Origin of the sequence: Aromatoleum aromaticum EbN1, from assembly GCF_000025965.1 — a bacterium.
In the GTDB taxonomy this organism is placed as follows: Bacteria; Pseudomonadota; Gammaproteobacteria; order Burkholderiales; family Rhodocyclaceae; genus Aromatoleum; species Aromatoleum aromaticum.
Window position 1 is genome coordinate 1,666,588 of sequence record NC_006513.1, and the last position, 26,367, is coordinate 1,692,954.

Consider the following 26,367-nt stretch of genomic DNA (forward strand, 5'->3'; position numbering starts at 1 on the left):
GAATGGAAGAGGTGGATGTGTTGTCCCTGCGCGAAGCGTTCTCGCGCCAGGGAATCATGCTGGGCTTCAACGGCCCGTTCTCGGCCACGCTGATGGAGGAGATCGGCAAGGCCCTGCGCAAGCACATGGAGGGGCTCGCCGAATCCCCCTCGGCGATCACCGACGTTTTTTCGGCATATATCGAGCTGAGCCAGAACATCCGGCACTACGCCGCGTCGAGCGGCGCGAGCGGCGCCGCGGCCGAAGCGACGATCATCGTTTCGCGCGACGAGGCGGGGCATTACGTGGTCAGTGCCGGCAATGTCGTGCTCCATGACGACGGCGAGACGCTGGTCGCGCGCATAGACGAACTCGCCGCGCTCGACAAGACCGCGCTGAAAGCCGCGTTCAAGACCCAGATGCGCCAGCCCCGCGACCCGCAGGCGAAGACCGGCGCCGGACTCGGGCTGATCGACCTGGCGCGCCGCGCCAGCCAGCCGCTCGCCTGCAGCGTGAAACCCCTTGACTCCCAGCACGCCTTCTTCAGCCTGCGCGTGGTGATTTGAACCGAGGTCCGAAGTGAACGATTTCGAGATTCCCGCCACCGAATCGACTCCCCTCATCCGCGCCGACCGGACAGCCGGGCGGCTGGAAATGAGCGGCGACTCCTATCCGGAAAATTCCTTCGAGCTGTTCCAGCCGGTCATCGACTGGCTCGCCGGCTTTCTCGACAAGGTCCTGCAGCCGCTGACGCTCGAGCTGAAACTGCTGTATCTCAACACGAGCAGCGTGCGGGCGATGATGGACATCTTCGACGCGCTGCAGGACGCGCACGAGCGGGGGCAGGCGGTCGCAGTGAATTGGCGCTATGACAGCGACAACGAGCGCGTCGCCGATCTGGCGGCCGAATTCAAGGAAGACTACACCTTCCCCTTCGAGATCATTCCCGGTCCCTGACGATGAATCCGGGATTTCCCCTGCCGCCCGGCGAGCGCCCGCTGACCGAACGCATCGATGCGCTGCTGAGCAATGCCGAACACCGGGACAACCCGTTGCGCGCGCCGCTTGCCGAGCTCTACGACGTCTTTTCCGACCACCTCTGCCAGCTCGAGCGCATCACCCGCATCAGCGATCACTACCAGGCCGCCGAGCGCGACCGCGGCGCCGGCCATGCCGTCAATTACCGCCGTCAGCTGCGCAGGCTCGAAAAGATCGTGCGCATCAGCGACCAGTACCAGGGCATGCTGCGCGAACTCAACCAGCGCCTCGAATGGCTGTCCCATCGCGACGCCCTCACCGGGCTGCCGAACCGGCGGCATGCGCTGATGCGGTTGCGCGAGGAGCATGTCCGTGCCCAGCGGGGTGGGCGCTCGTTCGTCATCATGATCATCGACATCGACCACTTCAAGGACATCAACGACACCTGGGGGCACGAGCTCGGCGACCAGGCGCTGACGGCCGTCGCCGCGCGCCTCGCAGCGTCGGTGCGCGAATACGACGTGTGCGCGCGCTGGGGCGGGGAAGAGTTCCTCGTGATGCTGCCGGACACCGAACCCTGCACCGCAGGCGACAACGCCGAACGCTTGCGGGCCTGCGTCGGGAACGATCCGGTCATCATCGGCGAGCGGCAGCTGCGCATCACCGTCTCGCTCGGCGTGGGCAGCTGCCGCCTGGGCGAGGAGCTGGCGGAATTCATGAAACGGGTCGACGATGCGCTGTACTTCGCCAAGCACGAGGGGCGGGACCGCATCGCATTCGCCGCGTGAGCCGGTCGTGAGCCGGTCGTCCGGAGAATTTGACAATTGCGCACGGTCACGCTAATTTTTCGCCTCCACGCGCCGATTTGAACCACAGCTTGCGGGCGCTCAATAAATCCGGCTAAAGCGAGGGCGACCCAGTCCGCGTTTCCCAGCCGGCTGGGTTTTTTGTCTACAGCGAACAATATGATCCAACCCCAATCCGTCGGTGCCGTCGTCCCGCAGCGGGCGCATTTCGCCGAGCCGCTGCCGCTGCGCAGCGGCGACGCGCTGCCCGAATACGAACTCTTGTACGAGACCTACGGCGAGCTCAACGCCGCGCGCAGCAACGCCGTGCTGGTATGCCACGCGCTGTCCGGCTCCCACCATGTCGCCGGCCACTATGCGGACGACCCCGGCAACATCGGCTGGTGGGACAACCTCGTCGGGCCCGGCAAGCCACTCGATACACGCAAATTTTTCGTCATCGGCGTCAATAACCTCGGCGGGTGCCACGGCACTACGGGCCCCGCCTCGATCAATCCGGCGAGCGGCAAACCGTGGGGGGCGGATTTCCCGTTCGTCACCGTCGAGGACTGGGTCGCGGCCCAGGCGCGGCTTGCCGACCGGCTCGGCATCGAACGGTTCGCGGCAGTCGTCGGCGGCAGCCTCGGCGGCATGCAGGCGCTGTCGTGGACACTGCAGTACCCGGAGCGCATCGGGCACGCGGTGCTCGTCGCGTCGGCGCCACGGCTCACTGCGCAGAACATCGCATTCAACGAAGTCGCGCGCCAGGCGATCCTGAGCGATCCGGACTTCCACGGCGGGCACTACTACGAGCATGGTGTCGTGCCGGCACGCGGGCTGAAGCTGGCGCGCATGCTGGGCCACATCACTTACCTGTCCGACGACGCGATGGCCGACAAATTCGGCCGCACGCTGCGCCACGGCAAGGCCGTGTACAGCTATGACGTCGAGTTCGAGATCGAGTCCTACCTGCGCTACCAGGGCGACAAGTTCGCCGGCTTTTTCGACGCCAATACCTATCTGTTGACGACCAAGGCGCTCGACTACTTCGATCCCGCGTTCGAGCATGGCGGCATCCTGCGGGCGGCGCTGGCGCGCGCGAGCGCCGACTTCCTCGTCGTGTCGTTTTCGACCGACTGGCGCTTCTCGCCGGCGAGAAGCCGCGAGATCGTCTACAGCCTGCTGCACAACCGCCGCAACGTCAGCTACGCGGAGATCGAGAGCGACGCCGGGCACGACTCGTTCCTGCTCGACGACGCGCATTACCACGAGCTGCTTGCAGCCTATTTCGACCGCATCGAGGTCTGACGATGGCCTACCGCTACGACTACGAAGTGATCACGAAGTGGATTTCGCCGGGCGAGCGGGTGCTCGATCTCGGCTGCGGCGACGGCAGCCTGCTCAGGCACCTCGCCGACGTCCGCCAGGTGCAGGGGTACGGTGTCGAGAACGACGCGGACAAGCTGCGGACCTGCATCCGCAACGGCGTCAATGTGATCCAGATGGACATGGAAAAAGGCCTCGCCGGCCTCGAGGACGGCTTCTTCGACCACGTCATCATGAGCCTGTCGCTGCAGGCGATGCACAACACCCAGGGAATCCTCGCCGAGATGCTGCGCGTCGGGCGCGAAGCGGTCGTCAGCTTTCCGAACTTCGGCTACTGGCGCCACCGCCAGAGCATCCTCAACGGTCACATGCCGGTATCGGAAAGCCTGCCGCACCAGTGGTTCAACACGCCGAACGTGCGCTTCTTCACGATCGCCGACTTCGACGCGCTGTGCGCGATGAACGGCATCGTCGTGCGCGAGCGACTGGCTTTCGACGAGAGCACGCTGATCGAGGAAGAGCCCAACTTCCTTGCCAGCGTCGCCGTGTATCGCCTCGGCCGCCCCGACTGAACTGACCGCCGGGCGCGGCCGTACAACGCGGCCGCGGGGACCAGGGAGTGCCGCGAACCCCGCTTTCCCGAACCCCCTGGTGTCGGCAGGCAATCCCATACGCCAGCGTATCGTTGCAGCGCAGGATTGTAAGCCTGGAGACTGGCTGTCAGAATCTCCCCAAACTGGGCTGGTCCTGCGCGGATGGGCTCCGGATCGCAATACTCCCAACCGCTCATAACCTCCCGGCATGTTTTCGCACAAGACGGTTCTCCTTTCATCCGCATTGTCCATCGTCCTCGTTGCACCAGCCGGTCTCGCGCTCGCCTCAGGTACGGCTGCCATCGAGAGCGACACCCCGGAAACTCCCGCGCCCGCCACTGCCGGTTCTGGCACCGGAGTGCTGACGCTGGCGGCGCTGCTCGCCGCAGGACAGCAATATCTCGCCGCTCCCGTCGCCGCCGCGAGGCACCCGCTGCCGGGCGACTTTCCGGCCCAGCCAAGCCGGGCATCTTCATGACGGCCGATGCCGGCATCGCCGCGGACAACTCCGGCGAAAACGAAGTGGTGCAGCGGGCGGCGATGCTGGAGACGATCCTCGACAGCATTCCGTGCGCCGTGTCGCTCGTCGACCGCGAGCTGCAGCTTGTCGCGTGCAACGAGGAATTCAAGCGCCTGCTCGATTTCCCCCCGCACCTGTTCGCCGGCAGCCTGCCGTCGCTCGAGACGCTGTTCCGCTACAATGCGGCGCGCGGCGAGTACGGCCCCGGCGACCCGGACGAGGTCGTCGCCAGTCTTCTCGCCCGTGCGCTTCATCCGGCTCCCCACAGCTTCGAGCGCCGCCGGCGCGACGGCACGGTACTGCTCATTCAGGGTCGGCCGCTGCCGCAGGGCGGTTTCGTCACGACCTACACCGACATCACAGCCCGCAAGCGCGACAAGGAGCGGCTCCAGCTCGCGGACAAGGTGTTCGAGAACAGCCGCGAGGCGATCGTCATCACCGACCTCGGCCATCGCATCGTTTCGGTCAACCCTGCCTACACCGAGATCACCGGGATCGCGGCAACCGCCGCACAAGGCACGTGCTTCCGGCCCGGCAGCGACGATGGGGACAGCGGCGAGGAGGGCGAGGGCGCAGGCGGGCCGGATTCGCGCACCGTGTGGGCGATCGTCGGCGAACACGGTTCGTGGTCGGGGGAAACGACAGGCGTGCGCTGCGGCGGGCAGCGCTACCCGCGCACGTTGATGATCAACGGCGTGCGCGACCCCGAGACGCGGGAGATCACGCATTTCATCGCGATTTTCTCGGATATCACCGCCCGCAAGCGCGCCGAGGCGGATATCCAGCATCTGGCTTACCACGACACCCTGACCGGCCTCGCGAACCGCTTCTCACTGACCGCCCGACTGCAGCTGTCGGTCGCCGAGGCACGGCGCAACGGGCAGCGACTGGCGGTGATGTTCCTCGATCTGGACCGCTTCAAGCACATCAACGACTCTCTCGGCCATCCCGTCGGTGACGAACTGCTGAAGCAGGTCGCGCGGCGCCTGCGGGACGCGGTGCGCGAAACGGACACCGTCGCGCGCCTCGGCGGCGACGAATTCGTCGTCGTGCTGCAAGGCATCGGCGGCGCCCACGACGTCACGCACGTCGCGGCGAAGCTGCTCGCGCAGCTCTCCGCCCCGTATTGCGTCGACACCACCGAGCTTCATACGACGGCGTCGATCGGCATCAGCCTGTTTCCCGACGACAGCGCCGACCCGGCGGCGCTGATGCGCAACGCCGACACCGCGATGTATCACGCCAAGGCCGCGGGGCGCGCGAAGTTCCAGTTCTACACCGACGAGATGAACCGTGCCGCGACCGCGCGGCTGGATCTCGAGCGCAAGCTGCGCGGCGCTGTCGCACGCGGCGAATTCGAGCTGTGGTACCAGCCCCAGTTCGACTCGCGCCACGGGCATCTCACCGGGCTGGAAGCGCTGGTGCGGTGGCGTCACCCGCAGGACGGGCTGATCGCGCCGCTGCGCTTCATCCCGCTGGCCGAGGAAACGGGAGTCATCGTCGAGATCGGCACGTGGGTTCTTCGCGAGGCCTGCCGGCAGGCGCGACAGTGGCTCGATGCGGGACTGCCGGAGCTGCGCATCTCGGTCAACCTGTCGGTGCGCCAGCTGCGCGAAAAATGCCTCGTCGACACGGTGTGGACGACACTTGCGGCGAGCGGCCTGCGCCCCGGGCTGCTGGAACTCGAAATCACCGAAAGCGCGGTCATGGACAACCCGGACGAAGCGGTCGCGCTGCTGCAGGCGCTGAAGAATCTCGGCGTGCGCATCGCGATCGACGATTTCGGCACCGGGCACTCGTCGCTGTCCTATCTCAAGCTGTTTCCGCTCGACCACCTGAAAATCGACCGCTCCTTCATTTCCGACATCGAGCACGATGCGAACGACACGATGATCGTCGCCGCTGCAGTGTCGCTCGCGCACAACCTCGGGCTTTCGGTGATCGCCGAAGGGGTCGAGTCCGCGGTCCAGGTCGCGCGCCTGCGCGAACTCGGCTGCGACGAGCTGCAGGGTTTCCATTTCAGCCGCCCGGTGACCGCGGACGTCGTGGAAAATTTGCTGCGCAGCGTGTGGCGGACCGCCTGACCGGCTTTCGGTCGTCGCCTCCGCATTACGGCAACGCGGATCGCTGGCGCAATCTGGGATAATGCCCGCCACCCTTCGCCGAGTGTCCCCTCGTGTCCGAATTGCGCCGCCCCGCCTGGCTCGAAGTCCTGCTGAACCGTCGCATGCTGATCTGCATCTTCACCGGCTTCGCGTCGGGGCTGCCGCTGTACCTGCTGCTGAACCTTGTGCCGGCCTGGCTGAAGACCGAAGGCCTGTCGCTGAAAGCGATCGGCGCGTTCGCGCTGATCCAGTTCCCCTACACCTGGAAGTTCCTGTGGGCACCGCTGCTCGACCGCTTCGGCATCCTGCCGTGGCTCGGCCGGCGCCGCGGCTGGATGCTGGTGTCGCAGCTCGGGCTGGTCGCCGCGATCGCGTGGCTCGGCCAGCTGTCGCCGGTCACCGACCTCGGCCTCGTCGTCGGGCTGACCGCCGCGATCGCGCTGCTGTCGGCGACGCAGGACATCGCGCTCGACGCCTTCCGGCGCGAAATCCTCCCCGAGATCGAGCTCGGCCTCGGCAACGCGATCCACGTGAACGCATACCGGGTCGCCGGCCTCGTGCCCGGCTCGCTGTCGCTGATCCTCGCCGACCACCTCGCGTGGGGGCCGGTGTTCGTGATCACCGCGCTGTTCATGCTGCCGGGCGTCGCGATGACGGTCTTCTCGAACGAGCCGCGCGAAGCCGCGGGCACGCCGCGGACGCTGCGCGCGGCCGTCGTCGAGCCGTTCCGCGAGTTCTTCGGCCGCCACGGCCTGCGGTCGGCGCTGCTCGTGCTCGCGTTCCTGTTCCTCTACAAGCTCGGCGACTCGCTGTGCACCGCGCTCGCGACGCCGTTCTATCTGGACATGGGCTACAGCAAGACCGACATCGGCATCGTCGCGAAGAACGCCGGCCTGTGGCCGTCGGTGATCGGCGGCATCCTCGGCGGGCTGTGGATGCTGCGGCTCGGCATCAACCGCGCGCTGTGGCTGTTCGGCCTCGTGCAGGTCGTCACGATCCTCGGCTTCGTCTGGCTCGCGTGGCTCGGGCCGATGCCGTCGGATGCGGGCCGCCTCGCGGTGCTCGCGATCGTCATCGGCGGCGAAGCGATCGGCGTCGGCCTCGGTACGACCGCGTTCGTCGCGTACATGGCGCGCACGACCCATCCCGCCTACACTGCGACGCAGCTCGCGCTGTTCACGAGCCTGATGGCGATGCCGCGCACGTTCATCAACGCCTCGGCCGGCTGGCTGGTCGAGCGCATGGGCTGGTACGATTTCTTCTGGGCATGTTTCTTCCTCGCCATTCCGGGCATGCTGCTGCTGTTGAAGATTGCGCCGTGGAACGGCGAAGCGAAAGCGGTCGCCGTGATGCCGGGCCGCGCCTGACAGGCCACATGTCATGACGACCGCCCCTTCCGTCCGCACCCTGATCGCCGCTGCCCGCACCTTGGCCCGGGAAGTCGACGGCATGCGCTTCGCGCCCCCCGTCAGCCACGTCTACAACCCGCTCGACTACGCGTGGACGATCCACGAGAGCTATCTGCGCCGCTATGGCGCCGGGCCCAAGCGGGTGCTGTTCATCGGCATGAATCCGGGCCCGTTCGGCATGACCCAGACCGGCGTGCCGTTCGGCGAAGTCGCAGCGGTGCGCGACTGGCTCGGGCTGGCCGGCGCGATCGGCAAACCAGCAGAGGAAAACCCGAAGCGTCCGGTCGAGGGCTTCGCGTGCCCGCGCTCCGAAGTCAGCGGGCGCCGCCTGTGGGGACTGTTCCGCGAACGCTTCGGCACGCCGGAAGCGTTCTTCGCCAGCCACTTCGTCGCCAACTACTGCCCGCTGACGTTTTTCGCCGAAGGCCGCAACCTCACGCCGGACAAGCTTCCACCCGCCGAATCCGGGCCACTGCTGGCGGCCTGCGACGAACACTTGCGCCGCGTCGTCGATGCACTGGAACCGGAATGGGTGATCGGGGTCGGCGCCTGGGCGGAAAGCCGTGCCGCGGAGGTGCTCGCCGGCCGGCCGCTGCGCGTCGCGCGCATCCTCCACCCGAGCCCGGCCAACCCGACAGCGAACCGTGGCTGGGCCGAAGCGGCGACCCGCCAGCTCGAAGCACTCGACATCTGGACTCCCTCCTAATCACTGCCGAGACGAAACGATGCACGAAATCGATCAGCTGTTCACCAATAACCGCAACTGGTCCGAGCGCATCCGCGGCGAGGATCCCGCCTATTTCCGCCGCCTCGCGAACCAGCAGTCGCCGCAATACCTGTGGATCGGCTGCTCCGACAGCCGTGTGCCGGCAAACCAGATCATCGGCCTCGCACCGGGCGAGGTCTTCGTCCATCGCAACGTCGGGAACGTCGTCGTCCATACCGATCTCAACGCACTGTCGGTGATCCAGTACGCCGTCGACGTCCTGCAGGTCAAGCACATCCTCGTCGTCGGCCACTATGGCTGCGGCGGCGTGAGTGCGGCGCTCAACAACAGCCGGCTCGGCCTGATCGACAACTGGCTGCGCCACGTGCAGGACGTGCGCGACCTGCACGAGACGATGCTGGCGGCGATCGAAGATCCGCTGCAGCGCATCAACCAGCTGTGCGAGCTCAACGTGATGCAGCAGGTCGTCAACATCAGCCAGACTTCGGTGCTGCGCGAAGCGTGGGAACGCGGCCAGCCGGTGATGCTGCACGGCTGGTGCTACGGCCTGTGCGACGGGCTGGTGCGCGATCTGGGAGTCAGCGCGACGTGCCGCAGCGAAGCGCTGGAACGTTACCGCGACGCGGTGAACGCTGCGCTGCGCACGAAGCCCCGCTGAGACCGGGGCAGTTGCGGCCGGCCCGCTTCATCGCGGATCACACTTCCAGCGGGTCGACATCGAGCTGCCAGCGCAGGTCGCGCGGCAGCCGCTGGGCGCGCAGGACGCAGATCCAGCGGCCGACGAATTCCTGCAGCAGCGCCCGTTCCCCGGCCTCGACGAGCAGCTGCGCGCGCTCGCGGCGCGCGAGACGGGTCATGCGCATCGGCACGACGTCGAACACCTGCAGTCCTTCGGGCGCGCTGTCCTGCGCGAGGCGGCGAGCATGGGCGAGGAATTTCATCGCGTCGTCGAGCGCCGGCGCGTCGGCGCGCAGCATCGCCTGATGGGTGAAAGGCGGGAACCCCGCCTGGCGGCGCTCGTCGAGCGCACGCGCGGCAAAGGCGTCGAAGTCGTGGCGCACCAGACAGCGGTACAGCGGATGTTCCGGGTATTCGGTCTGGATCAGCACTTCGCCGGGCAGGTGCGCGCGGCCGGCGCGCCCACCGACCTGCATCAGCTGCTGGAACAGGCGCTCGGGCGCGCGGAAGTCGGCCGCGTGCAGCGAGGCGTCGGCGCCGACCACGCCGACCAGCGTGAGTCGCGGAAAATCGTGCCCTTTCGCCATCATCTGCGTGCCGACGAGGATGTCGGCCTCGCCGGCGGCGATCGTCGCGAGCATCGCCTCCCACTGCTTTCGCGTGCGCGCCGAGTCCCGGTCGACGCGCAGCACGCGGGCGTCAGGAAAAAGCTCGACCAGCCGCGCCTCGATGCGCTGCGTGCCCCGGCCGAACGGCTGGATGTCCTGGTTGCCGCACACCGGACAGACGCGCGGGATCGCACTGTCGCAGCCGCAGTGGTGGCAGCGCAGCCGGCGGTCGGCGAGATGCACGACGAGGTTCGCCGAGCAGTGCGGACACGGGCTCACCCAGCTGCAGGATGGACACGACAGCACCGGCGCGTAGCCGCGGCGGTTGATGAACACGAGGCTCTGTTCGCCGCGCTCAAGGCGCTCGCCGATCGCCGCCTGCAGCGCCGGGCTGAGCCCCTCGTCGAGGCGCGCTCGCCGCGTGTCGATGCGGCGCACCGCCGGCAGCGTGCTCGCGACCGCGCGTACGGACAGGCGCAGGCCGCGGTAACGCCCGACCCGCACATGCTGCCAGCTCTCGAGCGACGGCGTCGCCGAACCGAGCACGATCGGCACGTCGCGTTGCCGCGCGCGCCACACGGCGACGTCGCGGGCCGAATAGCGCACCCCTTCCTGCTGCTTGTACGACGCATCGTGCTCCTCGTCGACGAGGATCAGCCCCAGCCGCGGCAGCGCGGCGAACACCGCCAGCCGCGTGCCGAGCACGATGTCGGCGCGGCCTTCGAGCGCCTGCACGAAGCCGCGCGAGCGCGCGCCGGGGGCGAGTCCCGAATGCAGGCTGATCACGGTTGCGGACGGGAAGCGGCCGGCGACGCGTGCTTCGAGCTGTGGCGTCAGCGCGATCTCCGGCACCAGCATCAGCACCTGGCGGCCGGCTTCGAGCGTACGGGCCGCAAGCCGCAGATAGACCTCGGTCTTGCCGCTGCCGGTGACCCCCTGCAGCAGCCACGGCACGAAGCCCGGGCCGGCGGCGAGCACGGCGTCGATCGCCGCACCCTGCTCGGCCGTCAGCTGCGGCAGTTCACCTGCGGCGTCGGCGGGATTGGTGCGCCGCACGGGGACGATCCAGCCGCGGCGCAGCGCGTCGGCGAGCGCGTCACCGGACGGCAGCGCCCGCACCACGCTGTGCCGCACGACGCCGAGCGCGACCAGATCGCGCAGCAGCGCGAGCGCCCGGCTTGGCCGCCGTGGCACCGCAAGCGCGGCGCGGCCTGCGTCGCCGACGTCGAGCAGCGGATCCGCTTCGCGGTCGCTGACCGCGTCCGCACGGCGCAGGCCCGGCGGCAGCGCCAGCGCGATGACTTCCCCGAGGGGCGCGTGGTAATAGCGCGCGACGAACGCGACCAGTTCGAGCCAGTCGCGCGGCAGGGGCGCGACTTCGCGCTGGACGTGGCGTACGGCTTTCAGCCGCGCGGCCTCGATCGCGGAATCGTCTGCAATCGCGACAATGACGCCGCTCTTCTCGCCGCGCCCGAATGGCACGCGGACGCAACGCCCGACATCCCCTTCGGTCGCATCTTCAGACGTGTAGTCAAAAAGCTGCGGCAGAGGAACCGGCAGGGAAACGCGAACGATCCGCATGTCTGATTCAGACCTTCGTGGGTCTTTCTTGTGCGCTCAAAAACCTGCCGAAGCAGTCAGGTCGCGGCGTGAAAAATCGAAGCTGGTATCTACCGGATTACCGTTAAGCGGCTTGTCCACATATTCTGTGGATAACTTTGTGAACAGCTTGGGTGAAACGCCCTGAATCCGGTATGCAGCAAGCCATTCAGTCACTTTGCCTTAACACTGAGCAAATTTTTCTTCATGATTTTCAGTGACTTATTCTAGGAGCGTAATATCGGGAGCGCTTGTGGCACAGTTTCGGCCCGGAACGGCACAGTGTGCATAAGTCAAGCTGTTTCTAAATATTTTCTTCTTGACAGCCGCCGTTCGGCGCAGGGCCTCCGATGTCGTGAAGGCACCGCTCCCGGGAACGGAAACCACCCGTCGCAGCGCGACAGGCCGGGGGGTGGGGCAGTTTCCGATACCGCGCTCAGCGTCCGCCGCGCAATTTGCGGCTGTGCTGATGCACGGTGTCGACGAGCACCGATACCGCCTCAGGGGGGGTGAACTGCGAGATGCCGTGGCCGAGGTTGAACACGTGCCCGGGGTGCGGGCCGAACGCGTCGAGCACTCGCTTCGCCTCGGTCGCAATCGTTTCGGGCGGTGCAAACAGGATCGCCGGATCGAGATTTCCCTGCAGCGCAACCTTGTCCCCGACGAGCGCGCGGGCACGGCCGATATCCATTGTCCAGTCGAGTCCGACCGCATCGCAGCCGATCGCGGCGATGCTCTCGAGCCACAGGCCGCCGCCTTTGGTGAACACGATGCTCGGTATACGCTCGCCGTCGCGCTCGCGGATCAGGCCGGCGACGACGCGCTCGAGGTAGGGCAGCGAGAACTCGCGATAAGCCGCTTCCGACAGCACGCCGCCCCAGGAATCGAACACCATCACCGCCTGTGCCCCCGATTCGATCTGCGCGTTGAGGTAGGCGACGACCGAGTCGGCAGTGACGCGCAGCACGTGATGCAGCAGGTCGGGCCGGGTATAGGCCATGGTCTTGATGCGGCGATAGTCGTCGGACGAGCCGCCTTCGACCATGTAGCAGGCGAGCGTCCAGGGGCTGCCCGAGAAACCGATCAGCGGCACGCTGCCACCGAGCGCGCGGCGGATCTCGGCGACCGCATCCATGACGTATTGCAGTTCGGCGTGCGGATCGGGCGCGACCAGGTTGCGGATTTCCCATTCGTCGCGCAGCGGGCGCTCGAAGCGCGGGCCTTCGCCTTCGGCGAAGTACAGCCCCAGTCCCATCGCATCCGGCACCGTGAGGATGTCCGAGAACAGGATCGCCGCGTCGAGGTCGTAGCGTGCCAGCGGCTGCAGCGTGACTTCGCACGCGAGCGCCGGACTCTTGCACAGGTCCAGGAAGCTGCCGGCGCGGCGCCGCGTCTCGCAGTATTCGGGCAGGTAACGCCCGGCCTGGCGCATCATCCAGAGCGGCGTGTAGTCGGTGGGCTGGCGCAGCAGCGCGCGCAGGAAAGTATCGTTCTGGAGACGGCTCACGGTTACGTCCTTTAGTCTGCCGGTTCGAGGCAAAGCGCAATTATCCGCGTTTTGCGGCGTCATGCCGACCCCGCCCTGCAATGGCGCGGCGGGTCCGCCTCAGCGCCGCCAGAACACGGGCGTCAGCACGACGAGCAGCGTGAAGATTTCGAGTCGTCCGAGAATCATCGTGAACGCCAGTGTCGCGGTCTGGAAATCGTTGAGGCCGGCGTAATTGGACGCCGGGCCGATCGCACCGAGTCCGGGGCCGGTGTTGTTGAGGCATGCGACGACCCCGGAAAAAGCGGTGATGATGTCGAGGCCGGTGGCCGTGAGCACCAGCGTCAACGCGACGATGCTCACCATGTACATGAAGCTGAAACCCAGCACTGCGTGCAGGATGTCCTCCGACACCGGCTGGCTCCCCAGGCGCACCGGATGCACTGCATTCGGGTGCAGCGAGCGGACGATCTCGCGGTACACCTGCTTGTACAGGATGATCGCCCGCATCATCTTCATGCCACCGCCAGCGGAACCGGAACAGGCGATGAAGCTGCCGAGGAACAGGATCCACATCTGCGCGAACATCGGCCACAGCGTGTAGTCGTAGATCGTGAGCCCGAGCGACGTGGACATCGACACGACATGAAACGCGACATAGCGCAGCGTATTGAGGAAGCCGGCGTGGGCCTCGACGCTCATCAGATAGGCGGTCAGCACCGCGACGCTCGCGAGCAGCACGCCGAAATAGAACGGCAATTCGGGATCGGACAGGTACGGGCGCGCGCTGCGGCGCACCAGCGCGAGGTAGTGCGTCGCATAGTTCAGTCCCGCAAGCAGCGCGAACGTGATCGCGACCATCTCGACGGGCACGCTGTTGAAATGGCCGAGCGAGGCGTCCTTGCTCGAGAAGCCCCCCAGGCCCGTCACCGAGAACGCGTGGATCAGCGCTTCCCAGCCGTCGAGGCCGGCGAGCCACAGGCTAAGCCCGCAGGCGGCAGTGAGCAGGATGTAGGCTGTCCACAGGCCTTTTGCCGTCTCCGTGATGCGCGGCGTGAGGCTCGACTCCTTCATCGGCGTCGGCACTTCGGCGCGGAACAGCTGCCGGCCGCCGATCCCCAGCAGCGGCAGGATCGCAACCACCAGCACGATGACGCCCATGCCGCCGATCCAGTGCATGAAGGTGCGCCACAGGTTGATCGATATCGGCATCCGGTCGAGGCCGCTGAGGATCGTCGCCCCGGTCGCGGTCAGGCCCGACACCGCCTCGAAGTAGGCATCGATGACGGACAGACCGGGCACATAGCCGAACAGCGGAATCGCGCCGAAGACCGGCGTCACGACCCACGTCAGCGCGACGAGCAGGAAGCCGTCGCTCGGCTTCAGGTCGCGCTTGACGCGGCGCGTCAGCGCCAACAGCACGACCCCGACTGCGCAGGTCAGAAGCACTGCGTGATCGAACGCGCGAGTCGCGCCGTCGTCAAGGAAAAACGACACCGCGAGCGGAAACCCCATCAGCACACCGAACATCGTCACGATCAGGCCGAGGGCGCTGAGGACCGGGAAGTAGCTGCGCATGATCTACAGGAACGTGAAGCCGACCTGGAACAGCTTCTCGACCTGGCGCACGAGCTTCTTGTGCGTGCAGAACACGATCACGTGGTCGCCGCCTTCGATCACGGTGTCGTGGTGCGGAATGACGACGCCGCGCCGCATCACCTTGCCGTCGGGACGCCGCTCCTCGCGCACGATCGCCCCGATCGTCGCGCCCTTCGGCAGCGCGATGTTCTCGATCGTGCGGCCGACGACGTTCGAGTCCTTCTCCTTGCCGTGCGCGATGATCTCCAGCGCTTCGGCCGCGCCGCGACGCAGGCTGTGCACGGCCACCACGTCGCCGCGCCGTACGTGCGCGAGCAGCGAGCCGATCGAGGTCTGCGCCGGCGAGATCGCGATGTCGATCGGCCCCCCCTGCACCAGGTCGGCGTAGCTGCGGCGGTTGATCAGCGCCAGGGTGCGGCGCGCACCCATCCGCTTCGCCAGCGACGTCGACATGATGTTGTCTTCGTCGTCGTTGGTCAGCGCGAGGAACAGGTCGACCTCGTCGATGCCTTCGTTCTCGAGCAGCTTCTCGTCGGTGGTGTCGCCGCGCAGCACCAGCGCCCGCCTCAGCTGCGTTGCGATCGCCTCGGCGCGGTGCTTGTCGACTTCGAGCACCTTGACGTTGTAGTCCCCCTCGATCGAACGCGCGAGCCGCAGGCCGATGTTGCCGCCGCCGGCGATCATGACGCGTCGTGTGACCCGGTCCGAGCGGCGCATCTCGCGCATTACCTGGCGGATATGCACCGTCGCGGCGAGGCAGAACACTTCATCGCCGGGCAGGATCGTCGTATCCCCTTCGGGGATCAGCGGTTCGCCATGGCGGTAGATCGCCGCGATCCGCACTTCGATATTCGGCATGTGGTAGCGCAACGCCTTCAGCGGATGGCCCACCAGCGGCCCGCCTTCGAACGCCGTGACGCAGATCAGGCTGAGCACGCCGTCGGCGAATTCCAGCACCTGAAGCGCTTCCGGAAATGCGATTAGGCGCTTGATGTAGTCGGTGACGATCTGCTCCGGGCAGATCGAGAAATCGACCGCGAAGTTGTCGCTGTTGAGCAGCTCCGGATGCTCGACGAAATCGGTCGAGCGCAGTCGCGCGATACGCGTCGGCAGGTTGAACACCGTCTTCGCGACGCGGCACGCACAGAGGTTCGTCTGGTCCGACTGCGTCACCGCGATCAACAGGTCCGCGTCATCGGCACCGGCGTCGCGCAGCACCTGAGGCGACGCTCCGTTGCCGAGCACGGTTCGCAGCTCCAGGCGGTCGCGCAGGATTTCGAGGTGCTCGGGGTTGGTGTCGACGAGGGTGATGTCGTTCGCTTCGGAGACGAGGTTTTCCGCGACCGAGGCGCCCACCTGCCCGGCGCCGAGGATGATGATCTTCACCGCCGGGATCTCCTGGAGCGCATTGCGGAGGCGCGCCCGTCAGCGGCCGGGAAGCCGCAGTTCGTGCCGCTGGCCGGGTTCAATTTTCCTCGCTCCGGCGTCCGGCCTGCAGGCCGAGCTGTTTGAGCTTGCGGTACAGATGGGTGCGTTCGAGCCCGCTTTTCTCGGCCAGCCGAGTCATGTTGCTGCCTTCGAGGCGCAGATGATGCTCGAAGTACAGTCGTTCGAACGCCTCGCGCGCCTCGCGCAGAGGCTGGTCCAGGGACACGCCGACGTGACCTTCGGTGGAGGGGATCAGCAGCCGCCGAACGTCGGCGATGCCGATCTCCTCGTCGAGCGTGCCGAGCGCGAGCGACTTCACCGCGGCGCGCAGTTCGTTGTATCCACCGCTCCACGGCTGTGCGCGCAACGTATTTAGCGCGCCGGTCGAAAACTGCCGCCGCGGCACTTCGCCCGCCTCGACCAGATGCAGCAGCAGCTGTGCCGCGAGTTCGGGCAGGTCGTCGCGCACGTCGGCGATCGACGGCGGCGCGAGGCTGACTTCGAACAGCCGCGCGACGAGCGACTCCTCCCACCCCTCGCGGACCAGCGCCTCAAGCGTGTGGTCGGTCGCGACGACAAGGCGCAGGTCGTAGCGCTCGAGGCGCTCGAGCGCGAACGCCAGGTTCTTCTGCTGGGTGCGCGCCAGCCGCGACAGTTCGGGCACGAACAGGACGCCCCCCTGGCAGGCCTGCAGCTGGTTGACGTCGAGCGGCGGCGACACCGTGGACAGATCCAGCCAAGGCGCCCCTTTTGCCTGGAAACTGCGCCCCGCGAGCTCCGCGAGGCTGCCGGCGCCGATGCGCAACAGCAGCACGCGGGAAGTCACCGCGACCTGCTGGATCAGCCGCTGCAGCTCGCGCAGCGGCACCGAACGGGTAAAGGCGGCGAGCGTCAGCGGCGACGGCGCACCCGGTGCGGCCGGGCGCTGCAGCCCGCGCTTCACCGCGGCGAGCAGTTTTTGCAGGCCGATCGGCTTTTCCAGGTAGTCGATCGCCCCGATGCGCGTCGCCTCGACCGCGGTGTCGATCGTGCCGTGGCCGGACATCATCACCACCGGCATCGTCAGCTGCCCGTTGGCGGACCACTCCTTCAGCAGCGTGATGCCGTCGGTGTCGGGCATCCAGATGTCGAGCAGCACCAGGTCCGGGCGCGCGGCGTTGCGCGCGGTGCGAGCCGCGGCAGCGTTCTCCGCGAGCACGATGTCGTGCCCTTCGTCGCTGAGTATTTCGAAGAGCAGCTCGCGGATGCCGACTTCGTCGTCAACTATGAGTATGTTCGCCATGGGTCACTTGTCGCTGGTCTGGGGTGCGAGCCGCAAGCGGATGCGGACTTCGGCACTCCCGGAGTCTCTGTTCATCAGGCGGATTTCTCCACCATGTTCGTCGATGATCTTCTTCACCATCGCGAGGCCGAGGCCCGTCCCGCGGCTCTTCGTCGTGAAGTACGGCTCGAACGCGTGGGCCAGCACAGTTGCCGGGAAGCCCGGCCCGTTGTCCCGTATCAGCAGCCCGGCGTGGTCCCCTTCCCCGCGCGTGACGAGCGTCACGACGCCGTCGTCCTGTTCGGCCAGCGCATCCTCGGCATTCTGGAGCAGATTGTGGATGACCTGCCGCAACTGGGTCGCATCGCCCGCCACGGCAGGCAGGCCGCGCTCGAGCTCGGCGCGCACATGCACCGGCGAGCTCTCGTAGAGATTCAGGATCTCGGCGATCAGTGCATTGAGGTCGACGCTGCCGATGACCGGGCCCGGCAGTCTCGCATAATCGCGGAACCCATTGACGAGATTCTTCATCGACTCGACCTGGTTGATGATCGTGCGCGTCGCCCGTTCGAGTATCTCGCGCCCTTCCGCATCGACCCGGTCGGCGAGCTTGTAGGCGAGGCGTTCGGCCGACAGCTGGATCGGCGTCAGCGGATTCTTGATTTCATGGGCGAGCCGGCGCGCGACTTCCGCCCAGGCGGCAGTCCGTTGAGCGGCGACCAGCCGGGAAATGTCATCGAAAACGACGACGAGGCCGCCGCCGGAAGCGGTCGGCAGGCGTGCACCGTGGATCAGCAGCGTCTGCGTGCTGCCGTCGGCGCCGGGCAAGTCCACCTGTTCGTGCCAGTCGCCGTCATGCTCATCGAAACCTTTCAGCAGTGCGTCGCGGAAACTCTGGTGGCGCGGCCACTGCGCCAATGACACCTCCTCGAAACCTGTCAGCTCGTCCTCGAGGATCGCCATCGCACCGGCGTTCGCGGCGCGCAATGTACCATCCCCGGCGAACGCGAGCACGCCGGTCGACAGGTTCGCGAGCACGCTTTCGAGATAGGCACGCGCAGATTCGACTGCGGCGCGGTTGCGATCGGCGGAATCGCGCGCCTCGACGAGCTGGCGCGTCATGCGGTTGAACGACTGCGTCAGCACACCGAGCTCGTCGTGCGCCGGCAGCGCCTGGCGCGGGCTGAAATCGCCCTGTGCGACGGCCTGCGTGCCTTCGGCGAGGATCAGCAGCGGCGCGACGAGGCGGCGTGACAGGATGAACGCGACCGCGACCGCCGCAAGCAGCGCGAGCAGCAGCGTCAGCGTCAGCGTCAGCGTGTAGATGCGGTTCAGCCCGGTACGGCCGAGCGTGAGCTGCTGGTATTCGCGGTACGCTTCCTGGACTGCTTCGGCATGGCGCGCGAACGTTTCCGGGACCGGCTGCGTCAGCTGCAGATACTGCGACTCGGCAGTGAGGATGCGCGACGGAATCGGCACCACGACGCGGATCCTCAACCCGTCCCCGGGCCGGGTATCGACGATGTGATAGCGCTGAGTCTGGCGCGCCTGGCGCAGCTGCGCGACCGTCGGGAGGTCGGGCAGGAAACCGCCGAACTCGCCCGACACGGTCACCAGCACCTGGCCGTTGGAGCCGATCACCGAGGCGCTGCTGACGCCGGCACGTTCGCGCAGGCGATTCAGCAAAGTCGGCGAGACGGGCGTCATCCCTTCGAGTTCCAGCGCCATGTCCTGGGCCTTGTCACCGACCTGGGATGCCAGGTAGTCGAGCGCGTTCTGCCCCAGCGCAATGCCGCCTTCGAGCGCGGAGTCGACGCGCACGTCGAACCACGACTCGATGCTGCGGACGACAAACTGCAGCGATACCGCATAGACGATGATGCCGGGGACCAGCGCCATCAGGGCGAACATCAGCATCAGCCGGTACTTGATCCGCGAGCCGAACTGGCGGTCGCGGTACTCGCGCCACAGCGCGCGCAGCTGGAAACCGACCAGCCCGCCGAGGGCGACGGCGACCGCGCCGTTGATCGCGAGCAGATACGGATAGCTCTTGGCGAAGAGCTCGGTGTTCGAACTCGCCGACGCCAGCAAAAACAGCGAGATGCCGGCGAGCGCCGCGACGACGATCAGCAGGACCCGTTTCATCGCGGAGCACCGGCGAGGAACGTCCACCGCATCCAGTCGGTCCCGAGGTTCCAGTCCCGGCTGCCGAGTGCGGTGACCTGGAACGGCTTCGGCAGCAGGCTGGTGTCGAGGAAAAAGCGCAACGCGGCACGATACGATTCGCCCGTATCGAGTTCGTCGATCGGGACGATCTGCCAGTTGCGGATCCGCAACATCGTCCGCACCGCCGAATCCAGCGTGTCGAAACTCTGGTGGAAGTTGCCGACCGACAGGCGGAAGCTGCGCGTGATCGCGTGGTACGAAAGGCGGAAATTCAGCGAGCGCTCGACGACAGTCTCGTCGAACCAGTACCAGCGCGGCTGCTCAACGATGAATTCGGCGGTGAAATACAGCGATACACCATGGGTCACCGCATCGGCCAGCCGCTCGTTGAGGTCGAGGTCGATGTCGGCGTTGACCACGTAACCCTCTTCGCTCGCGACGATCTCGGCGTAACCGATATCCCCTTCCGCGACCGCCGGCAGCGGCAGCAGGCCGACGACCAGCGCGAGCAGCGCGGCTCGCAGCAGCTTAGCGACGCTTGCCGAGGAGCGCGTAGAAAAAACCGTCATGGTCCGTAGCAGGCAGCAACTGGCGCTCGAGCCGGCCGTCGATTTCGAGCCGCTCGAGATCGGGATGGCGGGCACTCAGCCGCGCGATCTGGGCTGTATTTTCTTCGTTGAAAACGGAGCAGGTGACGTAAAGCATCCTGCCACCGGGCGCCAGCGTCGGCCACAGCGCGTCGACGATGTCGGCTTGCTGCGCGGCGAAGCGGCGGACGTCCTCGCGTCGCCGCAGCCACTTGATGTCCGGATGCCGGCGCGCGACACCCGACGCCGAACAGGGAACATCGGCAAGAATGCGGTCGAACGGCCGGCCATCCCACCACGTGTCGAGAGCGCGGCAATCGGCCCTCAGCACTTGCGCGTCCAGGCCGAGGCGCTCGAGGTTGTCGCGGATGCGCTGGACGCGTTTCGGATCGAGCTCCAGCGCGACGAGTTCGACCGGCTTCGTCTCGAGGATATGGGCAGCCTTGCCGCCCGGCGCCGCGCACGCGTCGAGTACCCGCTGGCCCGGCGCGAGATCCAGCCACCGCGCTGCCCACTGCGCTCCCGCGTCCTGCACTGAAACGCGCCCAGTCGCGAAACCCGGCAGGCTCGCGACCGGCACCGGCTTGTCGAGCACGAGCGCATCGTTCGCGAGCCGCCGGGAGCCGATTCCGGCGTTACGCAGTTCCGCTTCGACCGCCTCGACACTCGCTCGCGTGCGATTGACTCGCAGCGCCATCGGAGGCCGTTGGTTGCCCGCTTCGAGCGCGGCCTCCCAGTCGCCGGGCCAGGCAGCACGTACCTGCGCCACCCACCATGCGGGATGGCGATAGCGCGCCGCCTCATCCGCTTCGACGAGCGCCGCCAGCTCGTGCTCGTCGCGCAGCCGCTTGCGCAACACGCCGTTGACGACGCCTTTGAGCCCCGGCGCGAGAACTGCCGCCGCATCGACCGCCTGGTCCACGACCGTGTGCGCCTGATCCGGACGGTGCTCGAGGCGATGCAGCGCAACCAGCAACAGGGCATGCAGCGCGACCGGCAAGGGTTTGTGCAACAGGCGGCGCAGGACGACGTCGCCACGCCCGTAGTCGCGCAGCGTTCCCCATGCCAGATCGCGCACCGCACCGCGCGTCGCATCCGGCCAGCCCGGATTCGCGCGCAACAGCCGCTCGTAAGCCTCGGTCAAATTGGCACCTCCGAGGACCGTTTCGACGAGAGATGCCGCTTGCAGCAGGGCGTAGCCAAGACCGTCGCTCGGAAGCACGGGGCGGCCTTTGGCCGGTCGGGAGGAAAGGGTCACGGGAATCGAAACTTTGCTGGATGGCACCCTGCCCCGCAAGCTACGCGAGGCGAAGTACTCAGGTAATTTGGCAACGTCTGCTGATGCAGTGCGTCGCGCCATTGTAATACTGCAGCGCGATAATTCCGCGCCCGGCAAGGCGTTTATCGGCGCATCGTTGGAGGATTGCAATCCTTCGGCGTCAGTCGCTCCCACGGAACAATATGACTCGGCTATCGCAAACCCGGCCTTCGAGCCCGGCGGGACAAGCGCACGGACGTGTTCCACGTGAAACTTTCGTCACCCGACGATGACATCGAACAGCATCTTCCCGATCAGCGCCGTTACGACACCGAGAAACATTTTCCGTACGAAGCCCGCGCCGTGACGCAGCGCAAGCCGCGAACCGACGAGTGCGCCAACGAGGTTGGAGCAGGCCATCACGCCGGCGGCCTGCCACAGGATCGCGACATGCGAAGTGAAGAACGCGATCGCCGCGAGGTTCGTCGCGACATTCACGATCTTCGCCGTCACTGACGCGCGGAGAAAGTCCATCGCCAGGAAGCGGACGAACAGGAAGATCAGGAAACTTCCGGTTCCCGGCCCGAAGAAACCGTCATAGAACCCCACGCTTGCACCGATCAGCAGCGCCGGCGCAGTCGCGTGCAGTGGTTCGGCCGTGGCATTTGCCGTGCCAAAGTCCTTCCGAATGAACGTGTAGATTGCGACCAGTATCAGCAACAGCAGGATCACCGGCTTGAGCGCTGTCGGCGACAGATATGCGACGGCACGCGCTCCGAACCATGCTCCGGCAAGCGCAGAGGCCGCAGCCGGCAGCGCGACCCGCCACGGAATTGCCACCCGCCGCGCATACTGAATCGCCGCGCTGCTCGTGCCGACGATGCTCGCCAGCTTGTTGGTACCGAACAGCGTCGCCGGCAGACTTGCGGGGAAAGCGGTGAACAGCGCCGGGATCTGCACGAGTCCACCGCCGCCGACCACCGCATCGACAAACCCGGCAAGAAACGCGGCAAGCCCGAGAAAGAACAGCAGCGTTTCGGAATCGGACATCAATGTGAGCCTGTTTCACGTGGAACAACAAGTCGAAGGGAGACAGCTGCCGTATCGAAACAATTGACCGTTTCGCGCCAACACTGCAACAAACGATGCAGAAGCACGCAAATCGACTAAGCTCCTTGCCACGAAAGAGATTCAAAAACGGTCATGGCATCGCCCGCTTGACGCGATCTTGCCGGCTGGACACGGAAAGCACTCCCTGATCTTCCTGTTCGCAAGCCGCCGGCAGCGGCTGATGCCCGGTTATCGCCTCTGGCTGCTGCGTCTGTCATGACGAGGGAGGCACGATCATCGGCCCAGAAACCCCCGCTCGATGAGCGCCGCCGCGATCCCACGCATCGCCTCGACTCCCGTCATCGCCAGCGACACGCCACGATCGGCGACGGTCTTGGCCTCGTCGCGGTTGATCCGGATGATCGGCGCGTCTTGACCCTCGCCGAAGAGGCGCACGGACGGGATTGCCGTACCGGCGCCGACCTCGATGACCAGCAGCCGGTCGACCTTGCTGCGCCACGCGTCCAGTCGAGCGAGTTGGGTCCGCATGCGATGCTCGATCCACGTGCCATCCCCAAACATCAGGACATTCGGCCGGGCCAGCCCCTTGCACCATGGACAAGCCGGAAAATCGTTCAACAGCATGCATGCCTCCTCGTCGATCTCCGGCGCGAAGGCGTCGGCGGGCCACACGTCCCCCATGCAGCCGTCCAGGCACTGCAGGTGATGGATCGAGCCGTGGCATTCGACAATACGCCCCGAATCGAAACCCGCCCGCTGAAACTGGCCGTCCACGTTGCTGGTAAAAACGAAAGCGCCATCAGACAGCCGGCGTGCAATCGCGCGGAGGATGTGGAACGTCGGCGCGGGCTCGGTCTGCCGGTAGAGCTTCAGCCGGTGACCGTAGAAACCCCAGGCAAGCCGCGGTCGCTCGCGAAACGCATCCGGGCATGCGATGTCCTGGAAGTGCAGACGCGCACGACCGAGAGCCGGATACACACGCCAGAAACCCCCGCTACCGCGAAAATCCGGCAACCCTGAATCGACACCCAGGCCGGCGCCGGCGGTGATCAGCAGTCCATCGGCCTGCTCGATCAGGCTGGCGCATCGGGCGAAGCACTGTGCTGACTCATCCGTTCGACCCATGCGCATCAGTCTTCGCAATACACTGGGGCAGCGGATGGATCTCGGTCCGATTTCCCTCGAAACTGCCCCGGAAGCATCGCTACTTGCCGATGCAGAACCGCGAAAAAATCACCCCAAGCAGATCGTCGGATGAAAACTCTCCGGTTATCTCGCCGATGCGGATTTGAGCCAGCCGGAGTTCCTCCGCGAACAATTCGAGTGCACCGCACTGGGATCGCGCCGCGACCACGTGGGTCAGCGCGTCGCGCAACGCGACAAGATGGCGTTCACGCGCAAGCACGACGTCGTCGCCATGCGCGTGCCAGCCTGCCACCCTCAGCAGCTCGCTGCGCAGCAGGTCCACGCCGAGCGCGAGCTGGGCGGAGAGCTGGATCACGACGCCATCGTCGTGCTGCAGCCGCGCCGGTTCGAGTCCGCACAGATCGATCTTGTTGAAGATCGTGATCCGCTCCACCCCTTCGGGCAGAGCCGCATCGATCGCGTCGTCACCCGGTTGCGGACCGACTCGCGCATCGACGATACGCAGGATCACGTCCGCGCGCGCGATCTCGCGCCACGTCCGCTCGACTCCCAGGCGTTCGACCGGATCGGCCGTTTCCCGCAGTCCTGCCGTGTCGATGACATGGATTGGAATGCCTTCGATCGCGATCGTCTCGCGCACGGCGTCGCGCGTCGTGCCGGCAATGTCGGTGACGATCGCGCGTTCGTCGCCGGCGAGGCAGTTCAGCAAGCTGGACTTGCCGACGTTCGGCTGACCGACCAGGACGACATTCATCCCGCTGCGCAGCAGTGCTCCCTGGCGCGCGCGCTCGAGCACCCTTTCGAGCTTGACGCGGATCGCGTCGAGTCGCTCCAGGGCGCGGGCGTTTTCGAGGAACTCGACGTCTTCGTCGGGAAAATCCAGCGTCGCTTCGACGAGCATCCGCAGGTCGATCAGGGCGTCGGTGAGCCGATGCATTTCGTCGGAAAACACCCCCGACAGCGAACGCACCGCCGAGCGTGCCGCAACCACCGTCGACGCCTCGATCAGGTCTGCGACCGCTTCGGCCTGGGCGAGGTCCATCTTCCCGTTGAGGAACGCGCGCCGCGAAAACTCGCCCGGCTCGGCGAGCCGGGCGCCGAGCTCGAGACAGCGCGCAAGCACGAGCTGCAACACGACCGGTCCGCCGTGCCCCTGCAGTTCGATGACGTCCTCGCCCGTGAACGAATGGGGCGCCGGGAAATAGAGCAGGATGCCTTCGTCGATCGGTTTGCCGACTGCGTCGACAAAATGCGTGAACGCCGCGTGCCGGGGTTTCGGCTCCCTCCCCGTCAGCGCACGGGCAAACGGCGCGAGCGCCGCACCGGAGACGCGAACGACTCCGATGCCACCGCGCCCGGGTGCGGTCGCGAGCGCCGCGATGATGTCAGGCAGGCTTGGCGCCGGACTTCTCACTTTCGATCATCCGCGTGATCTGCCATTGCTGTGCGATCGACAGAATGTTGTTGACGACCCAGTACAGCACCAGGCCCGACGGGAACCACAGGAACATGAAAGTGAAGATCACCGGCATCGCCATCATGACTTTTGCCTGGATCGGATCCGGCGGCGTCGGGTTGAGCTTCATCTGGATCAGCATCGACACGCCCATGATCACCGGCAGGATGAAGTACGGGTCCTTCGCCGACAGGTCCTGGATCCAGCCGAGCCACGGCGCTTGGCGCATTTCGACGCTGCCGAGCAGCACCCAATACAGCGAGATGAACACCGGGATCTGCACCAGGATCGGCAGGCAGCCGCCGAGCGGATTGATCTTCTCCTTGCGGTACATCTCCATCATTTCCTGCTGCATCTTCGCCTTGTCGTTGCCGTACAGCTCCTTCAGGCGTTGCATGCGCGGACCGAGCACCCGCATCTTCGCCATCGACTTGTAGCTCGCGGCCGACAGCGGGAAGAACATCAGCTTGATCAGGATCGTCACGATGATGATCGCCCAGCCCCAGTTGCCGACCACGCCGTGGATCCACGACAGCACCCAGAACAGCGGCGCGGCGATCACCGTCAGCCAGCCGTAATCGACGACCAGGTCGAGCCCGGGAGCGATGTCCTCGAGCTTGTCCTGTTCCTGCGGGCCGGCGTAGAGGCTCGCCTCGACGCGTCCGCTCTGTCCCGGCTGGATCGCCGCCACCGGCACGATCACCCCGGCCGAATACAGGTCGTTGCCGACTTTCTGCGCGAAGAACTCGCGTTCCGTCCCGCCTTGCGGCAGCCACGCGCTGACGAAGTAATGCTGGACCATCGCGATCCAGCCGTCACTCGCCTTCTTGACGAACTTCGCCTTGCCTTCGGCGATTTCCTCGAACTGGACTTTCTGGAACTTCTCGGCGTCGGTGTAGAACGCCGGGCCGGTGAAAGTCGTGACGCCGAACGCCTCGACCGACTCGGCCGGCTTGCCGTCGCGCGTGAGCTGGTAATACGCGTGGGGCGAAAGCGTGCGCTCGCTGCTGTTCACGATCTCGTAGGCGACGTCGACGAGATAGTTGCCGCGATGGAAAGTCATCACTTTCGTGACCTTGACGCCATCCTGCTCCGGCGCCTCGAGCCGCACGACGAGACGGTCCTCACCTTCCTTCAGCACCTGTTCGCCCTGCGGCAGGGCGAACGTCGTCTTGTGGGTCGGCAGGTCCTCGCCGATCAGCCCGGATTGCGCCGCATACAGATGGATCGTGCCGTCGTCGAACAGCACGAAGTTCTTCGTCTTGTCCGCTGTCGCTTTGTGCTGGGCCAGTTCGAGCCGGACGATGTCGCCGCCCTGCGCCGAAACTTCTGCGACCATCAGGTCGGTGCGCACCACCATGCGCGGCGCGGTCGAAGCGGTCGCTGCGCCAGGCACGCCGGGCACGGCAGTGGTCGCTCCCGGCGCAACACCGGTGGTCGGCGTCGGCACGCCGGCCCCTTCGACACCTGCGGTCGCAGTGACGGCGGTCGGCGCGGGCTGGCTTTGTTTCAGCCAGGCATTCCACAGCATCACGAGGGAAAGGGAGAAGACGAGGAAGAGTACGAGGCGGCGCTGATCCATCGGATTATTGTTCGATCTGA

At 66.4% G+C, this 26,367-nt stretch carries 22 protein-coding genes; 10 read left to right on the top strand and 12 right to left on the bottom strand.

The features are described from left to right. Positions 1–2 precede the first annotated feature (2 nt). From siaB to can, 10 genes are all read left to right on the top strand, one after another. Positions 3–545 (top strand): biofilm regulation protein kinase SiaB, encoded by a 543-nt coding sequence (siaB, locus tag EBN1_RS07880; RefSeq protein WP_011237413.1) that lies wholly within the window; start codon positions 3–5, stop codon positions 543–545. A 13-nt stretch (positions 546–558) separates the two neighbouring features. Further along, on the top strand, positions 559–936 hold the full coding sequence (gene siaC, locus EBN1_RS07885) for a biofilm regulation phosphoprotein SiaC (RefSeq protein WP_011237414.1): 378 nt from the start codon (positions 559–561) through the stop codon (positions 934–936). 2 nt (positions 937–938) lie between these two features. Next, positions 939–1,745, top strand: a complete 807-nt coding sequence (gene siaD, locus EBN1_RS07890) for a biofilm regulation diguanylate cyclase SiaD (protein WP_049780225.1) — start codon at positions 939–941, stop codon at positions 1,743–1,745. A gap of 177 nt (positions 1,746–1,922) precedes the next feature. Continuing rightward, positions 1,923–3,050 carry a homoserine O-succinyltransferase MetX gene (metX, locus tag EBN1_RS07895; RefSeq protein ID WP_011237416.1) on the top strand — a complete coding sequence of 376 codons (1,128 nt, stop codon included), beginning with the start codon at positions 1,923–1,925 and terminating at the stop codon, positions 3,048–3,050. Between the two features lie 2 nt (positions 3,051–3,052). Next, entirely contained in the window at positions 3,053–3,640 is a 588-nt protein-coding gene (gene metW, locus EBN1_RS07900; protein WP_011237417.1) for a methionine biosynthesis protein MetW, read from the top strand. 265 nt (positions 3,641–3,905) lie between these two features. After that, positions 3,906–4,139 (top strand): hypothetical protein, encoded by a 234-nt coding sequence (locus EBN1_RS07905; RefSeq protein ID WP_241762827.1) that lies wholly within the window; start codon positions 3,906–3,908, stop codon positions 4,137–4,139. Next, a complete protein-coding gene (locus EBN1_RS07910) occupies positions 4,136–6,265 on the top strand; it encodes a putative bifunctional diguanylate cyclase/phosphodiesterase (RefSeq protein ID WP_241762828.1) in 2,130 nt (709 codons plus the stop codon). Before EBN1_RS07905 ends, EBN1_RS07910 begins: the two co-directional genes overlap by 4 nt. A 92-nt stretch (positions 6,266–6,357) precedes the next feature. After that, positions 6,358–7,653: an AmpG family muropeptide MFS transporter gene (locus EBN1_RS07915; protein ID WP_011237419.1), complete on the top strand. Its 1,296-nt coding sequence runs from the start codon at positions 6,358–6,360 to the stop codon at positions 7,651–7,653. Between the two features lie 13 nt (positions 7,654–7,666). After that, positions 7,667–8,401 (top strand): uracil-DNA glycosylase family protein, encoded by a 735-nt coding sequence (locus tag EBN1_RS07920; protein WP_011237420.1) that lies wholly within the window; start codon positions 7,667–7,669, stop codon positions 8,399–8,401. A gap of 19 nt (positions 8,402–8,420) precedes the next feature. After that, positions 8,421–9,080, top strand: a complete 660-nt coding sequence (gene can, locus EBN1_RS07925) for a carbonate dehydratase (RefSeq protein ID WP_011237421.1) — start codon at positions 8,421–8,423, stop codon at positions 9,078–9,080. 37 nt (positions 9,081–9,117) lie between these two features. On the opposite strand, the gene EBN1_RS07930 is transcribed toward can, so the two are convergent. The 12 genes from EBN1_RS07930 to yidC all read right to left on the bottom strand — a co-directional run bounded on the left by EBN1_RS07930 (position 9,118) and on the right by yidC (position 26,347). Continuing rightward, a complete protein-coding gene (locus EBN1_RS07930) occupies positions 9,118–11,289 on the bottom strand; it encodes a primosomal protein N' (RefSeq protein WP_011237422.1) in 2,172 nt (723 codons plus the stop codon). A gap of 454 nt (positions 11,290–11,743) precedes the next feature. Beyond that, complete coding sequence (gene hemE / locus EBN1_RS07935) at positions 11,744–12,814, bottom strand: uroporphyrinogen decarboxylase (protein ID WP_011237423.1); 1,071 nt, start codon at positions 12,812–12,814, stop codon at positions 11,744–11,746. 99 nt (positions 12,815–12,913) lie between these two features. Further along, positions 12,914–14,371, bottom strand: coding sequence for a TrkH family potassium uptake protein (locus EBN1_RS07940; protein ID WP_011237424.1), 1,458 nt, complete (start codon positions 14,369–14,371; stop codon positions 12,914–12,916). 3 nt (positions 14,372–14,374) lie between these two features. Next, positions 14,375–15,778 (bottom strand): Trk system potassium transporter TrkA, encoded by a 1,404-nt coding sequence (trkA, locus tag EBN1_RS07945; RefSeq protein WP_011237425.1) that lies wholly within the window; start codon positions 15,776–15,778, stop codon positions 14,375–14,377. A gap of 79 nt (positions 15,779–15,857) precedes the next feature. Further along, on the bottom strand, positions 15,858–17,102 hold the full coding sequence (locus tag EBN1_RS07950) for a sigma-54-dependent transcriptional regulator (RefSeq protein WP_011237426.1): 1,245 nt from the start codon (positions 17,100–17,102) through the stop codon (positions 15,858–15,860). A gap of 3 nt (positions 17,103–17,105) precedes the next feature. After that, the gene (locus EBN1_RS07955; RefSeq protein ID WP_041646012.1) at positions 17,106–19,226 is read right to left on the bottom strand and encodes a sensor histidine kinase; all 2,121 of its coding nucleotides are present in this window, start codon (positions 19,224–19,226) and stop codon (positions 17,106–17,108) included. Further along, entirely contained in the window at positions 19,223–19,816 is a 594-nt protein-coding gene (locus tag EBN1_RS07960) for a DUF4390 domain-containing protein (RefSeq protein WP_041646014.1), read from the bottom strand. The genes EBN1_RS07955 and EBN1_RS07960 overlap by 4 nt, the downstream gene beginning before the upstream one ends. After that, a complete protein-coding gene (gene rsmB / locus EBN1_RS07965; protein ID WP_041646016.1) occupies positions 19,776–21,056 on the bottom strand; it encodes a 16S rRNA (cytosine(967)-C(5))-methyltransferase RsmB in 1,281 nt (426 codons plus the stop codon). The genes EBN1_RS07960 and rsmB overlap by 41 nt, the downstream gene beginning before the upstream one ends. Before the next feature lie 315 nt (positions 21,057–21,371). Next, positions 21,372–22,142: a sulfite exporter TauE/SafE family protein gene (locus EBN1_RS07970; protein ID WP_011237430.1), complete on the bottom strand. Its 771-nt coding sequence runs from the start codon at positions 22,140–22,142 to the stop codon at positions 21,372–21,374. A 294-nt stretch (positions 22,143–22,436) separates the two neighbouring features. Continuing rightward, positions 22,437–23,294 (bottom strand): SIR2 family NAD-dependent protein deacylase, encoded by an 858-nt coding sequence (locus EBN1_RS07975; RefSeq protein ID WP_011237431.1) that lies wholly within the window; start codon positions 23,292–23,294, stop codon positions 22,437–22,439. 73 nt (positions 23,295–23,367) lie between these two features. Further along, complete coding sequence (mnmE, locus tag EBN1_RS07980; RefSeq protein ID WP_011237432.1) at positions 23,368–24,723, bottom strand: tRNA uridine-5-carboxymethylaminomethyl(34) synthesis GTPase MnmE; 1,356 nt, start codon at positions 24,721–24,723, stop codon at positions 23,368–23,370. Continuing rightward, on the bottom strand, positions 24,695–26,347 hold the full coding sequence (yidC, locus tag EBN1_RS07985) for a membrane protein insertase YidC (RefSeq protein WP_011237433.1): 1,653 nt from the start codon (positions 26,345–26,347) through the stop codon (positions 24,695–24,697). The genes mnmE and yidC overlap by 29 nt, the downstream gene beginning before the upstream one ends. Positions 26,348–26,367 lie beyond the last annotated feature (20 nt).

Bases quoted from the DNA above. Each gene is read 5' to 3' on its own strand.
- siaB (WP_011237413.1), top strand. From the start codon at position 3: ATGGAAGAGGTGGATGTGTTGTCCCTGCGCGAAGCGTTCTCGCGCCAG.
- siaD (WP_049780225.1), top strand. From the start codon at position 939: ATGAATCCGGGATTTCCCCTGCCGCCCGGCGAGCGCCCGCTGACCGAA.
- metX (WP_011237416.1), top strand. From the start codon at position 1,923: ATGATCCAACCCCAATCCGTCGGTGCCGTCGTCCCGCAGCGGGCGCAT.
- metW (WP_011237417.1), top strand. From the start codon at position 3,053: ATGGCCTACCGCTACGACTACGAAGTGATCACGAAGTGGATTTCGCCG.
- EBN1_RS07910 (WP_241762828.1), top strand. From the start codon at position 4,136: ATGACGGCCGATGCCGGCATCGCCGCGGACAACTCCGGCGAAAACGAA.
- EBN1_RS07920 (WP_011237420.1), top strand. From the start codon at position 7,667: ATGACGACCGCCCCTTCCGTCCGCACCCTGATCGCCGCTGCCCGCACC.
- can (WP_011237421.1), top strand. From the start codon at position 8,421: ATGCACGAAATCGATCAGCTGTTCACCAATAACCGCAACTGGTCCGAG.
- EBN1_RS07930 (WP_011237422.1), bottom strand. From the start codon at position 11,289: ATGCGGATCGTTCGCGTTTCCCTGCCGGTTCCTCTGCCGCAGCTTTTT.
- EBN1_RS07940 (WP_011237424.1), bottom strand. From the start codon at position 14,371: ATGCGCAGCTACTTCCCGGTCCTCAGCGCCCTCGGCCTGATCGTGACG.
- EBN1_RS07950 (WP_011237426.1), bottom strand. From the start codon at position 17,102: ATGGCGAACATACTCATAGTTGACGACGAAGTCGGCATCCGCGAGCTG.
- EBN1_RS07955 (WP_041646012.1), bottom strand. From the start codon at position 19,226: ATGAAACGGGTCCTGCTGATCGTCGTCGCGGCGCTCGCCGGCATCTCG.
- EBN1_RS07960 (WP_041646014.1), bottom strand. From the start codon at position 19,816: ATGACGGTTTTTTCTACGCGCTCCTCGGCAAGCGTCGCTAAGCTGCTG.
- EBN1_RS07970 (WP_011237430.1), bottom strand. From the start codon at position 22,142: ATGTCCGATTCCGAAACGCTGCTGTTCTTTCTCGGGCTTGCCGCGTTT.
- EBN1_RS07975 (WP_011237431.1), bottom strand. From the start codon at position 23,294: ATGCGCATGGGTCGAACGGATGAGTCAGCACAGTGCTTCGCCCGATGC.
- yidC (WP_011237433.1), bottom strand. From the start codon at position 26,347: ATGGATCAGCGCCGCCTCGTACTCTTCCTCGTCTTCTCCCTTTCCCTC.